Origin of the sequence: Fulvivirga maritima (genome assembly GCF_021389955.1) — a bacterium.
Taxonomy (GTDB): domain Bacteria; phylum Bacteroidota; class Bacteroidia; order Cytophagales; family Cyclobacteriaceae; genus Fulvivirga; species Fulvivirga maritima.
In genome coordinates this window covers 5724147-5737624 of record NZ_CP089980.1, presented here as the reverse complement: position 1 = coordinate 5737624, position 13478 = coordinate 5724147, and the positions used below count along the sequence as shown (strand labels likewise).

The following is a 13478-nucleotide window of genomic DNA, read 5'->3' as shown; positions in this document are numbered from 1 at the left end:
TATGGCCATTTTAAAGACAAAAGTAGGAAGAAGATCCTTTTTAAAGACTTCTGCGCTTGCAGGTGGCGGTTTGATGATCAGCTTTAGCTGGTTGGCCTCATGTAAGTCAGGAAAGGATGAGAAAAAAGTATTAGAGATGCCTGATGAGTGGTTTGAGCTTAACGGATATTTGAAAATAGGTAATAATGGAGTGGTTACTATCATGTCGCCCAATCCGGAGATAGGTCAGAATGTGAAGACTTCTATGCCTATGATCGTGGCTGAGGAGCTTGATGTAGACTGGGAAACGGTAATAGTGGAGCAAGCTCCTTTAAATACTGATCTTTTCACCAGGCAATTAGCCGGAGGTAGTCAGTCTATCCGCCAGGGATGGAACAGCTTGCGCATGGCAGGAGCTACAGCCAGAGATGTATTAAGACAGGCCGCTGCTAAAAAGTGGAATGTTCCTAAAGAGGAAGTCACAACCAGTAAAAGTGTGCTGGAACATAAAGGTAAGAAGCTGGGCTACGGAGAAGTGGCTGCTGAAGCTGCTTCTATGACGGTGCCGGAAGAGGTAGAACTTAAAAATCTCGGAGATTTTACGATTGTAGGTACGCCTAAAGGAAATGTAGACGGCAAGAAGATAGTAACAGGTAAGCCTTTGTATGGAATAGATATTCAGAAAGAAGGAATGCTCTATGCTATGATGGAGCACCCGCCAGCCTTTGGAATGAAACTCAAGTCTTTTGATGCTACTGAGGCTAAAGCTATGCCTGGTATTAAAGATGTGTTTTCAATAAAATCATATCAGGATGACTATCAGCGGCAGTGGTCTGATGTGTCAGCATTTTCTGAGTTTGTAGTGGTGGTAGGTAATTCTACCTGGGAAGTGCTGAGCGCTAAGAAGAAGCTAAAAGTAGAGTGGGAAAAAGAGAGTGAAGCAGAAAGCACTGCCGATCACCTGGCCAAGTTAGACAACATACCTGACAGTGTAGTAAATGTTGCTCGTAAAGACGGTGACCCTGAAAAGGTATTTAAAAATGCCGCTAAAGTGATAGAAAGAACCTATACGGCGCCTTTCTTATCTCACAATACCATGGAGCCTATGAACTTCTTCGCCCATGTTACTGCTGATAAGGCTGAGTTTATAGGGCCTATCCAGACACCTGAATTTATGGAGAAAAGTGCTTCTGCGCGTTTAGGATTGCCTTTAGAGAAAATTGATATTCAAATGACTCGTATGGGAGGTGGTTTTGGTCGCAGATTATACGGTCACTTTTTGATAGAAGCTGGAGTAATTTCGCAGAAAATGAATGCACCGGTGAAGCTGGTATATACTCGTGAAGACGATATGACTTTTGGTACTTATCGTCCTGCCTATAGAGCGGATTATAAAGCGGCATTAGATGAAAACAATAACCTGATAGCCTTCCATGTGAAAGCCGGAGGTATACCAGAGAGTCCTTTGTTTGCTAATCGTTTTCCTGCCGGAGCAGTAGATAATTATTTGGCAGAATCCTGGGTGCTGGAATCTAACATATCAGTAGGAGCATTTAGGGCGCCTCGTTCTAATTTCATTGCTGGTGTAGAGCAAGCCTTTATTGATGAGGTGGCCGAAGCAGCAGGAAAAGATCCTATCGATTTCCGATTAGAGCTTATGGAGAAGGCTAAGAATAGTCCTGTAGGTAAAGATAATGATTATGATGCCGAGCGCTATGCCGGAGTGCTTCGCTTAGTGCGCGAAAAGTCTAAGTGGGGAACAGAAGAGAAAGGAGTTCACAGAGGAGTATCTGCTTATTTCTGTCATAACAGTTATGTGGCTAACGTGGTAGACCTGGAGATGAAGAATAATGAGCCTGTGATTAAGAAGGTGTATTGTGCGGTAGACTGCGGTATTGTAGTGAACCCTATAGCAGCTACTAACCTGGTAGAAGGGGGTACAATAGATGGTATTGGTCATGCTATGTATAGTGCCATGACTTTTAAAGATGGTAAACCTGATCAGAAAAACTTTGATACTTACCGTCTTATTCGTCACTCTGAAGCACCAAAAGATGTTGAAGTACATTTTGTGAAGAGCGATATTGATCCTACCGGGTTGGGAGAACCACCATTCCCTCCGGTAATTGGTGCTTTGGCTAATGCTTTATATAAAGCGAATGGCAAGCGCACCTACAGTCAGCCTTTCTTGGCTAAGTCCTTTCAGCTTGGTTAAAGGAAGCTGGAAATAAGAAAGAATTGATAGCGGCCTTCGGGTCGCTATTTTTTTTACTGCTCAAACAAATTTCTTCAAGATAAGGTGACCTTTTTATGAAAGGGTGAATAATTAGATGTATTCATTGCTTTTAAAAGAAGCGATGTTTGTTTTTCTTAGTTTTTCGTTTGTATCTCATTATTTGTAGTCTATTAATTGGTAGAACTTTGCTAAAGTGGAGTTGTTGAGGCTCTAGGTAACAATATTTAGGTTAATATTTCAGTGTGTATGACAGTAATCAATAAAGAAAATAATGCCAATCTGGGTAATCTAGTGTGGAGTATTTTGGCCGCACTGATGGCTTTTACCTCTTTATCTACCGATATATATTTGCCAGCTATGCCTGTAATGCAGGAAGACTTGCAGGGAGATGTAGAGCTTACTGTTACCGGCTTTCTTATTGGTTTTGCAATCGCTCAAATTATCTGGGGACCTATTAGCGATCGTTATGGAAGAAAGCTGCCTTTAACCATAGGGCTGGTCATTTTTATTTTGGGTTCTATTGGCTGTGCTTTTTCAGAAACTATCGTTCAAATAGTGGTCTTTCGTGTATTTCAGGCCTTTGGAGCTTGTGTTGGGCCTATGCTATCACGAGCAATGGTGAGGGATACCTTGGAGCGCTCTAAAGCGGCAGAAATGTTATCTACCTTGATGATTCTCATGGCTTTGGCGCCTATAATAGGGCCATTGTTAGGAGGTCAAATTCTTAAGTTCAGTACCTGGCATAGCATATTTTGGTTATTGGCAGTAATAGGGGTGATCATGCTTTTTTCTTTGTTTAAGCTGCCAGAAACACTGCCTGAAGAGAGGAGGGAGAATGCATCTCTTTGGGACGCTTTTAAAAAATATAATTTCCTTATCCGCAACAGGCGGTTTATGACCTATACGCTTTGTGTTACCTTCTTTTATGTGGGTGTTTATGCTTTTGTGGCTGGTTCTCCTTTGGTCTACATCAAGCATTTTAATGTAGACCCTGAAAATTATGGATGGCTATTCGCTGTGAATGTGGTGGGCATAGCTACCTTGAGTTTTATTAACAGGCTTTTGGTGAGAAGGTACAGTCTGGATAGCCTTCTAAAGGAGTCAACCACTATAGCTATGGTCGCCGGGATTACTCTGGCCACATTAGTGAAGCTTGACATTGGAGGTATTTATGGGGTGATGGTGCCTGTGTTTTTCTTCTTTTCTATGAATGGGGTAGTGGCGGCTTGTTGTACAGCTGCAGCTTTAGATAAAGTGCCTGAGATAGCTGGCGCGGCTTCTGCGCTCTTAGGTTCATTACAATACGGAAGTGGCATTTTATCTACTGTGCTGCTGGCAGTTTTTAGTGATGGTGAAGGGGAGCCCTGGACTATGTGTTGGATAATAGGCCTGTTTGCTACGGCCGCCGCGTTTACCATGTATTTAAGAAAGAGAGAAGCTCATTAGCAAAGGCTTTTCATATTTATAATAATCAGTTTCAATAAATATACTTTCCAATCTGGTTGAAATTGATGTTTCTATCGTCTTTTCTGTTTATTTATAGATGTTGATTGGTATATAATGGTTAAATCATTGCCTTATTGATTGAATACGATGGGGTGTGTTTAGGTTTGAATAATATACTTTTTGGTATGATAATCTTTAGCCTGCTTCTAAGGTTTGATGGTACTTTTGCATTAAGATTTAATTAAAACATATCTGCTGACAGTGGTAATTGCTCATGATGAGAATGGCAAAAGGAAAAGAGCAATGCCGCTTAGTGGAAAACAACAACAATGAAAAAAGTAACCATTTTAGCAGCATCTGTTCTATTGTTTTTAGGACAGGCCTGCACGCAAAAGCAAGAAGATAACAGTAGTGTATCTGAAAGCAAGGAAAAGACAGAAACAAGTGAAAATAAGGAAAAGATGAGTGAAAAAGAACAATACACCTTTGAATTGAGTGACAAGGTTACTCGCAAAAAAGTAACTTTTAAAAATCGTTATGGCATTACGCTAACAGGAGATTTCTATTTACCTAAAAATGAGGAAGCTGGTAAGCTGGCAGCTTTGGCTATCAGTGGACCTTTCGGAGCGGTAAAAGAGCAGGCTTCTGGTTTTTATGCTAATACTATGGCTGAGCGCGGATTTGCTGTATTAGCTTTTGATCCTTCTTATACAGGTGAAAGTGGGGGTGAGCCTCGTTTTGTAGCTTCTCCTGATATTAATACAGAAGATTTTAGTGCAGCAGTTGATTTTCTTGGAATACAAGATAATGTAGATAGAGAGAAAATCGGAATCATTGGTATATGTGGTTTCGGTGGATTTGCTTTAAATGCTGTGGCTGTAGATAAAAGAGTGAAAGCAGTAGCTACCACTAGTATGTATGATATGTCACGGGTAAATGCAAAAGGATATTTTGATGCAACTACTCCTGAGCAACGTACACAAATATTAGAGCAATTAAGTGAGCAACGTTGGAAAGATGCTGAAAATGGAACACCAGCTTTAGCTCCTAATGGTCTGCCTGATAAAATTGAAGGAAATGAGCCTGAATTCGTTCAAGGGTACTTCGATTATTATAAAACAGACAGAGGTTTTCACCCGCGTTCTATTAACTCTAACGGTTCTTGGACAGTGACAACTCCTATTTCTTTAATGAACATGCCTATTTTGACTTACATTAAAGAAATCTCTCCCAGACCCATGTTGATCATAGCTGGTTCAGAGGCTCACTCTCGTTACTTCAGTGAAGATGCTTACAAAGCAGCGGAAGAGCCAAAGGAGCTGATGATTATCCCTGGAGCTGTTCATACTGACTTATATGATGGCGGAGATAAAGATTATATTCCTTTTGATAAATTAGAAACGTTCTTCACTGAAAATCTTAAATAAGAGATTTTTCTGAAGATGAAGATTATATCAATCATACCTGTTTAGCGTGTATGAAGAACAAAGAAGGGCGCTCGCGCCCTTTTTTGATTTTTGCCTCATTGACTGAGAGCCTAAAGTTGCTGTCGTCAAAAGGGGAATTCAGTTGTTTATATTTTACAAATACATTTTAAAATAATATGTCAGAAACATCAATCATATTAAAAGTGGGAGATACTAAAATTAATGCAGTATTTAATGATTCTACTACTGCAAAAGATCTTCTTAATAAATTGCCATATACCGTAACCTTACATCGTTATGAATTTGATTACTGCGGAGTGATTCAGGAGCCATTAGCTTATGACGAGAGTGATAAACATAATGGATGGGTAAATGGAGATATCTGCTTGGCGGGAGCTTATTTTACTATATTATATTCAGGCGAGGAGCAGTCGGCTTCACATACTGGTCTTATTAGAATAGGCAAGGTTACTGATGATTTAAATAAAGTAAAAGCTTTGTCTGATGAAATAGAATTAACAGTGGATGTGGCTCAATAAACCTGGAAGTGTGAGTCTTCTACTCCTTTAATATAGAAAAAGCAAAAGGTGGAGTGAAGTAGCCTTTTGCTTTTATAATCTTTTTGGTAGGCTTATATTTTACTTATCATCTTTAACCACTGTAACTCTTTCATTTTTTTCAGCGGTTTCCATTCCCCATTTGGCCATACCTTCTAATAATGGTATGAGAGTTTTTCCAAAATCAGTTAATGAATATTCCACCTTAAGAGGAGGTTTGTTGGTGTATACTTTTCTTTCTACCAAACCATCAGCTTCCAATTCTTTTAGTTGTAGGCTAATAGTGCGCTCCGTAACCATGGGGAGTAGCTTTCTTAACTCGCTATATCGCTTTTTTTTAATTAATTGAATCAAAATTACCGCTTTCCATTTTCCGCCTATGTACTTCATAGTCAGACTGGTACCACATGGATATTGCTTGTTGTCTATACAATACATCTCTTACTATACAATTTGACCGTTATTGCAAAGCTATAATACTATACTTAGGTTTGCAACTATATTATTTATAGTATTAAAGTTTAGTTGTCTGGTTGCATTCAAGTCTGTAGGAGTAAATTTTGCAGTAGGTGCAGGGTTTAGTCATGAGCTATATTTTGAACTTTTGTTAATAACCATAGTTAGAATCTAAAACCTAAATCTAATAATTATGAAAAATCAATCAATTGTTTCATTGGTGGGAATGTTAATGCTAGGCTGTCTCAGTTTTGCATGTAGTTCAGATGATGAGGCTACCCCGCCAACAGAAAATCCCGGTACTCCTACAGATAGTTTGCTAGCTCCAGTAGAGACATTGCCACCTAATACCGATTATGAACCGGCTTTTGAGGGGCAAACCAGAATTAATGGTGTGGCTACAGAAACCGAGTATCAGGTGACAGAATTTGCTACCGGTCTTTCGAACCCTTGGGGGATGACCAATTTACCTGATGGTAGAATTCTGTTAACTGAAAAAGGAGGTACCATGCGTATTATTTCTACTTCAGGCCAGGTGAGTAATGCTATTACAGGGTTGCCATCTGTTAACAGTTCAGGTCAGGGTGGTTTGCTAGATGTAGCTATAGATCCTGATTTTACAACCAACCGTCTGGTGTATTGGACCTTTTCGCTAAATGGGCAAGGAGGAACCGCCACCGCAGTGGGTAAAGGAAGACTTGCAGATGATGAAGAGACCATTGAGAATGCTGAGGTCATTTATACGGCTATTCCGTTCTTCAATAGTACTTTGCACTATGGAGGTCGCTTAGCGTGGGATGGTGATGGAAATTTATTTGTAAGTACAGGTGAGCGTTCTGATTTGGCTTCCAGACCAGAGGCTCAGGAGCTGGATGCTGCTTTAGGTAAAGTACTTCGCATCACAACTGATGGAGATCCTGTAGCTGATAACCCTTTTGTGGGGCAGCAAGGAATACTGCCAGAGATTTATTCTTACGGTCATAGAAATCCACAAGGTCTGGCTATTCACCCTACAACTGGTGATTTGTGGGAGGTTGAAATGGGCCCAAGAGGGGGTGATGAGGTGAACCTGATCAGTGCAGGTGACGATTATGGCTGGCCTACCATTTCATATGGTATAGAGTATTCTGGTGGCCCTATCGGTGAAGGTATAACACAGCAAGAAGGAATGGAGCAGCCAGAGTATTATTGGGATCCTGTGGTATCTCCCAGTGGCGTTACTTTCTATACCGGAAGTTTAATATCAGAATGGACTAATAACCTGTTTTTGGCAGGCCTTAGTGGTCAGCATGTGGTTAGGCTTGTGATAGAAGATAATGCTGTGGTAGGTGAGGAGCGCTTGCTGGAAGATGAAGGACATCGATTTAGAGATGTGCTTGAAGGGGTAGATGGAGCGCTATACGCTGTAACTGATGAGGAAAATGCTACTCTTTATAGAATAGGCCTATAAATATTGATCCCAATATTCATTTATCGCTAATTCCAAATGATTAGAAGTAAGATTGCGAAGAATTAGTAATTGATTTATTAGTAATGAGGTCGTGTAAAGTAATTTACGCGGCCTCATTATTTATGAAAGGAGTTGAGTTTAAAAACTCACTCCAGTCATTTGCTCTGATACTTTCCATAGCTTTTGTGCTTTTTCTATATCTTTAGAAAGCGCATTAGAGTCCACTTTTTTTGGATATCCTCTGGCTTCAAACAACCCGCCAGGGCCGAAGTAGTCGCCAGATTTTGCCGTAGGGTCAGTAGCTGCCCTGAGAGTGGGTAAAGTTCCCTTTTCTACACCTTGTGCCATAAACTTGTTGAAAAACTGTAAAAGCTTGCTATGTCTGTCTAGGTCAGTGGCGGTTACTCCTGGGTGAGCGGCTACCATTTTAGGAGCATTAGGGTTGCTGCTAAATTTCCTGGCGCCTTCATAGGTAAAGTATAAGTTGGCTAATTTGCTGTCACCATACGCTTTGTTGGTGTCATATTTCCTTTTTTCCCAATTGATGTCATCAAAATCAATATCTCCCATGCGGTGCCCAATGCTAGAGGTGGCCACCACCCTTGAATCTTTGGTTTGTATTAACGCAGCCATCAATTTGCGGGTAAGAGCAAAGTGTCCTAAGTGATTAGTGCCCATTTGAATTTCAAATCCATCTTCCGTTTTTGCGTAAGGGCACATCATAACTCCTGCATTATTGATCAATATATTTAATTGATCATATTGCTGTAGAAATTCTTTAGCAAAGCTTTCAATGGATTTTAAGCTGCCTAAATCGAGCTTTTTAACTTCTAGCTTAGCTTTTGGGTGTTCTTTTGTGATCTCTTGTATTACTTTTTCTCCTTTTTCCGTATTTCTTACAGCCATAATTACGGTAGCACCTTTTTCTGCCAATACTTTGCTGGCCTCCTTACCTAATCCGCTGGTAGCTCCTGTAATTATTATCACCTTTCCTGTTTGATCAGGAATATCGGCATGTGTCCATTTTTTACTCATTATCCTATATAAATTATTTCCTCACCTTTAGTGAGGTCAATGTTTTACAATGTTAACTATGAATAATAAACACTATAAAAACTGATCTGTTCTCAATAGAAGTGTCTTTTGTTCAGGAAATCAATAGGTTAGGAGCAGGTTTCAATGGATTATGATTTGAATTTTTCTCTCAATTCAGCCTTTCGTTCTTCCCAGGTGTCAATGATAGTTTTTGGTGACAGGTCCTTCACATCGTCCCATCTTAATTTTGGATCGTAATAGTAGCCGTTTTCGGTTTCCTTAAAAAAGGCTAACGTTTCTCTTAAAAAACTGTGGAATTTTGGGAAAAGAGACTCATCAGTGTGGTTAAGGCAATTTTGAGTTTCATCAAATAACTGTTCCAGTAAAATAAGTAGCCGAGCCATTAGAAATATAGCTTTATCTTCTTTGTTTTCATGTAAGGCTAAAGTTATTCTTAGCATGGTAGGCTTGCTGTAATGTCCTTTGCCTTCGTCTTCACACATAGTAGCATGCTTTTCTAAATCATTTGCACTGGATTTAATAATAGGACCATCAAAGAAATAATTTCTAAATAGGTATTCAGTATAATGGGAGTGAGTAGAGTAGTTATTTATTATCGAATCGAGATTAGACTGATAGATTTCAGTGGTTTTGTTTCTAAATAAGTAAGCCTTTTCTAATTCTCCTTGTTTCAAATAAATATCAGAAATGGCCTCTGTATTAGAAGCCAGATAATAAATTTCAAAGGCGGGAGATTCTGTGGCATCAATTAGCCTTTGATAAATTTCTTCTGCCTTTTCCAGTAGATCTATTCGCTCCAAGCGAACGCCCTCATTGTGTAAATAATGAGCGTTTTCATGTGCTTCTATCTTTGTAATTGATTTAATTTCCCAGTTAAGCACTTGGTTTAGCCAGGGGAGGTATAGGTCTTCTGGGAATAATTGCTCAGGTAGTTTTTTCCAAGCTATATGTTCTTTTAGCTGATCTAAAGATTTGCAGATATTCATGCTTACATTGCTGTTTTTTCTGAATTGATCTTCAGCAAAATTTTCAAAGGTAGCCTTTTCAAGTAATTGCAAACTGTTTATCTCATTTTGAACTTGCGCGTCTGAAGCTGCTATGGGAATGAATATTAATTTTAAATCACTAGTGTCCGAGAAAAAGATAGGGGCCTCTGAATAATTTCAAGAGTGCCCCATAATGTGTATTTTCGGTTTACCACAACAAAAAATCACACATGAGTAAAAATACATATTTCTACGGACAGCCAATCTTTTCTCAACTATTATCGCTGATAGATAAATCGGTGTTAAATCAAATAATATCAAAATACCAATCTGACAGATATTACAAGAAATTGAATACTTGGCATCACCTAGTAAGCATGTTATACTGCTGTTTCAGTGGGGCAAGTGCTCTCAGAGAGCTTACTACGGGGCTTTTGGCCTGCCAAAACAAGCTGATCCATTTAGGTATTCAATTTATACCCAGACGTTCCACTTTATCAGATAGCAACAAAAAACGCAGTAGTATAGTCTTTGCAGACATTTACATGAAATTGTTTAAAAAGTATCGGCACCTTTTGCCGGACAGCCGCTTGAGAATGGAAGTTCTCAATAAACTTTATATTGTTGATTCAACGATTATTAGTCTGTTTAAAGATATTCTCAAGGTAGCAGGACGCCCTAGAAAAGATGGCAAAAGCAAGGGAGGCATTAAAGCTCATGTAATGATTCATGCGGCAGAATTAATGCCATGTTTAGTACGGTTGACCAAGGGAAGTCAGCATGATCATACATTTTTAAAGCAATTACAACTCCCAGAAGGATCCTATGTGGTGATGGATAAAGGGTATATCGATTATAGACAATACGCACAATGGAGTCATCAAGGGATATTTTACATTACTAGAATGAAGGAAAATGCCAGATATCAATCAATAGATGAGCTAGAACTGCCTGAAGATAAAGACTTTTGTGTACTTAAGGATGAAAAAGTTGTTATCAGTTTCAAGACTGATGGACAAGTGCAAGAGCTTCAAAATAGAAGAATAGCCTATTATGATGACCTCAATAATAAATTATTAGTGTTTATGACCAATAATATGGAGTTGGAAGCAGCCACAATAGCGGCCATTTATAAATACCGATGGCAGATAGAGCTTTTATTTAAAAAGCTGAAGCAGAACTTTCCTCTCAAATATTTTCTGGGGGACAACCAAAATGCTATTGAGATCCAAATTTGGAGTGCCCTGATCTGTCTATTATTGATGGAAGTAGTCCGAAAACAGATCAAAAAAAGATGGGCCTTCTCTAATATGGTCTCATTGGTAAGGTTTCACTTGATGGCCTATGTTCACCTTACCCGCTTTCTAAACAATCCAGACCTAGAACTTCAAAAAACAATATATAAAACCAATCAATACCCTTTATTTAGTCCATAGAGGGCTCACTTTTCCAGATTAGAAGAAAACCACTTTATTTTTGCTTAGAATCGCTAAAATTTCTTAGACCAGAGTTTAGTCGGACACTAGTGATTTTAAATAAAGTTCCCAATCTCCATTAGTGGGAGCTGTAGCTATAGACTTGCGAATATTGAGATAGGCCTGCTCTAAGTAATTAGCGGAGGGCTTATGTTCTAAGATGGTTTCAAAGACCATGGCCAGCTGTTTGTAAGCATCTTGTTGCTCTTCCGGAGAGGTGTGCATTATAGATTCATTCACTTCAATGGCCTTTTCCATGAACTTCTTAATTTCCTCTTCAGGCGCATTGTTTTTAACGGACTCTTCTAGCATTATAAGATAAGCCCGGCTGAAGCAGTCATCTATAGGTTTATCATACAGTAGTTCAGCCCTCTCTAAGATAGGCAATAGAGAATTGATGCCTTCAGTGGTAAGTTTTCCGCAGGCGTGATCATAATCCATTTGAGCGTAAAGACTTACTAAACCATCTGCTAAATTAGTTTTGGCTTCTTCATCAGAGCTATTCTTTAGTTTTTCAAAAAGGTTGAAAAGGGCTTCAATGTCATAGTTATTTACTAATCTGTCTATATAAGTATCATTGAGGCTCAAATTGGCAGATTCACCATCCAGGTAATAATTACTGACATGGACATGATCCAGCGCTCCCATTAAGCTGTTTTCATAAGGATGCTGAAAATGAGCATCCTGGAAGAAGAAAACAGTGAAATAGGCCTCGTAATTATCATTTATAGATCTGTTTTTTTGTTGATATTCTATCAGTTGCAGGTACTCAGATTCCGATAGGTATTCAAAATAATTGGCAGGTGATTCTTCTCCCATACGTTCTATGGCATAAACAGGAAAAGTGCTGATGTTTGTAATTTCAACTACTTTTGGTTTGTGCCCGAAACTTATCAGCTCTTCTAAATATTTATCTCCTTCAGAAGGTTGCTCATAAATGGCTGCTATCCATCTTAAATCGTTGGAAATTACTTCTATACTAAACATTATTGGTTCTTAGTTGAGTGTTGTGGTTGATAATAAGGCAATTATAAGTAAAATCGCCACGTGATTGTAATTGTATTTTATAAATATTTAATAAAGCTTGAGGGGTGGATTTGTCATTAATCTTTTGGAGGAACTAGCTTTCCGCTCATATAAGCATGATTTTTATCTCTGGCGTCTGTTCGGGCAATGTGGTCATAGCTAGTAGTGAAGGTGGAGGGATCGGCTTCTTCTAGCACCTTTACTGATCTGGTGATGCTGTCATGATAGTACACTTGATGGATGTCTTATAATAGCCTCCTTCTATTTTTTCAAATGTTGTAGGATCAGCGCCTTCAACTTTGAGTAGAGGGTCGCCATTATGAAAGATGATCAGATAAATACAGTTATTGTCGCGGCAGAATGAAGGTGAATTGTAATCACCGACTACTTCGAAATTTTTAGTGTCTGTTTGAATGTTAGATTTTTGGCCATACACATATATATTATGCTCATCTATGGCAATGCAATCACTTATGAAATGGAAGTTTTTCGGATCGGCATCTTCTACTATCCAAAATCTGTAGTACATGTGCTTAGCGTCTTTAGCATATGATGATCTAAGACATACCATGCTGTTAGGGTCAGCTCCTTTCAGAATGCTGCCACTTAAATACACATGGTTTTTATCCTTCCAGTAATCACCATAACCCTCTTCTTCAGAAGGTACAGGAGTAAAAGTGGCAGGGTCCGAATTAGGAATTACTTTGCTATTGAAGAATACGTGATTAGTATCTTTAGAGTAGTAGTTAAAGTCATTCATAGGATCAAACGAAGCAGGATCAGCATTTTTTATTTTTTCACCTTCAAGGTAAACAGCCTCTTTACCTATATAATAACCGGAGTTAGGGATACCCCTTATAATATTGATAAGCATTTTAGGAATTCGGTAAAACATTACAGCTAGGATAAAAGGTATTGAAAACCCGATGAGCCAGTTGCTGGCATCCATGCCATAAAAGGGAATATTGAAAATGGTCATCAGCAAGAATATAATTATAGGATAACCCAGGAAAGCTAGTGCTATAAGAATAGAAGAAAGGGAATCAGAAAAGCCGTGAGAGGCAATCATCATAGGAGACATCACAAAGATGCCGCTATAGAAAATAAGTAATAATGTGACTATAATACTGATAATCATGCTTGTAAGCTGGTTTTATGCATAAATAAGCAAAAAATACCATCTTATATGTTTGGTGATAGAAAATAGCAAGACTGGTAGGGTAGTGTAAAACTACAGGTAGATTAATTTATTCAGCCTTTTGGATATAAATATTAGCCAACATTCATGCTTAAATTGCTGTTTTTTTACATGAAGTACCGGTCAACTATGGTTATATGGTCTTTGGGTTCCATAGCTTAGGCTACTTGCTCTTCACTTCATTTC

Annotated in this window: 12 protein-coding genes; 6 read left to right on the top strand and 6 right to left on the bottom strand. The window is 38.8% G+C overall.

What is annotated here, in order from left to right; genetic code table 11:
* The first annotated feature begins 1 nt into the window (after position 1).
* The 4 genes from LVD15_RS24065 (at position 2) to LVD15_RS24050 (ending at position 5627) form a co-directional block, all read left to right on the top strand.
* A complete protein-coding gene (locus tag LVD15_RS24065; protein WP_233777727.1) occupies positions 2 to 2194 on the top strand; it encodes a xanthine dehydrogenase family protein molybdopterin-binding subunit in 2193 nt (730 codons plus the stop codon).
* A gap of 267 nt (positions 2195 to 2461) precedes the next feature.
* Positions 2462 to 3661, top strand: a complete 1200-nt coding sequence (locus LVD15_RS24060; protein WP_233777726.1) for a multidrug effflux MFS transporter — start codon at positions 2462 to 2464, stop codon at positions 3659 to 3661.
* A 329-nt stretch (positions 3662 to 3990) separates the two neighbouring features.
* A complete protein-coding gene (locus tag LVD15_RS24055; RefSeq protein ID WP_233777725.1) occupies positions 3991 to 5088 on the top strand; it encodes an alpha/beta hydrolase in 1098 nt (365 codons plus the stop codon).
* A 176-nt stretch (positions 5089 to 5264) separates the two neighbouring features.
* Positions 5265 to 5627, top strand: coding sequence for a cyclophilin-like fold protein (locus tag LVD15_RS24050; protein ID WP_233777724.1), 363 nt, complete (start codon positions 5265 to 5267; stop codon positions 5625 to 5627).
* A 99-nt stretch (positions 5628 to 5726) separates the two neighbouring features.
* On the opposite strand, the gene LVD15_RS24045 is transcribed toward LVD15_RS24050, so the two are convergent.
* Positions 5727 to 6035 carry a winged helix-turn-helix transcriptional regulator gene (locus tag LVD15_RS24045; protein WP_233777723.1) on the bottom strand — a complete coding sequence of 103 codons (309 nt, stop codon included), beginning with the start codon at positions 6033 to 6035 and terminating at the stop codon, positions 5727 to 5729.
* Between the two features lie 259 nt (positions 6036 to 6294).
* On the opposite strand from LVD15_RS24045, the gene LVD15_RS24040 reads away from it, so the two are divergent.
* Positions 6295 to 7551 carry a PQQ-dependent sugar dehydrogenase gene (locus tag LVD15_RS24040; RefSeq protein ID WP_233777722.1) on the top strand — a complete coding sequence of 419 codons (1257 nt, stop codon included), beginning with the start codon at positions 6295 to 6297 and terminating at the stop codon, positions 7549 to 7551.
* A 138-nt stretch (positions 7552 to 7689) separates the two neighbouring features.
* Here the strand turns inward: LVD15_RS24040 and LVD15_RS24035 are convergent, their stop codons facing one another.
* On the bottom strand, positions 7690 to 8586 hold the full coding sequence (locus tag LVD15_RS24035) for an oxidoreductase (RefSeq protein WP_233777721.1): 897 nt from the start codon (positions 8584 to 8586) through the stop codon (positions 7690 to 7692).
* Between the two features lie 149 nt (positions 8587 to 8735).
* Entirely contained in the window at positions 8736 to 9665 is a 930-nt protein-coding gene (locus LVD15_RS24030; RefSeq protein ID WP_233777720.1) for a hypothetical protein, read from the bottom strand.
* Positions 9666 to 9823: 158 nt separating this feature from the next.
* Here LVD15_RS24030 and LVD15_RS24025 point away from each other — a divergent pair, with 158 nt between their 5' ends.
* Positions 9824 to 11029, top strand: coding sequence for an IS4 family transposase (locus tag LVD15_RS24025; RefSeq protein ID WP_233776251.1), 1206 nt, complete (start codon positions 9824 to 9826; stop codon positions 11027 to 11029).
* 75 nt (positions 11030 to 11104) lie between these two features.
* Here LVD15_RS24025 and LVD15_RS24020 read toward each other — a convergent pair whose 3' ends face one another.
* The 3 genes from LVD15_RS24020 to LVD15_RS24010 form a co-directional block, all read right to left on the bottom strand.
* Entirely contained in the window at positions 11105 to 12055 is a 951-nt protein-coding gene (locus LVD15_RS24020; protein ID WP_233777719.1) for a hypothetical protein, read from the bottom strand.
* Positions 12056 to 12171: 116 nt separating this feature from the next.
* Positions 12172 to 12327 carry a hypothetical protein gene (locus LVD15_RS24015; RefSeq protein WP_233777718.1) on the bottom strand — a complete coding sequence of 52 codons (156 nt, stop codon included), beginning with the start codon at positions 12325 to 12327 and terminating at the stop codon, positions 12172 to 12174.
* Positions 12294 to 13232, bottom strand: a complete 939-nt coding sequence (locus LVD15_RS24010; RefSeq protein WP_233777717.1) for a DKNYY domain-containing protein — start codon at positions 13230 to 13232, stop codon at positions 12294 to 12296. Before LVD15_RS24010 ends, LVD15_RS24015 begins: the two co-directional genes overlap by 34 nt.
* Between the last annotated feature and the right edge of the window lie 246 nt (positions 13233 to 13478).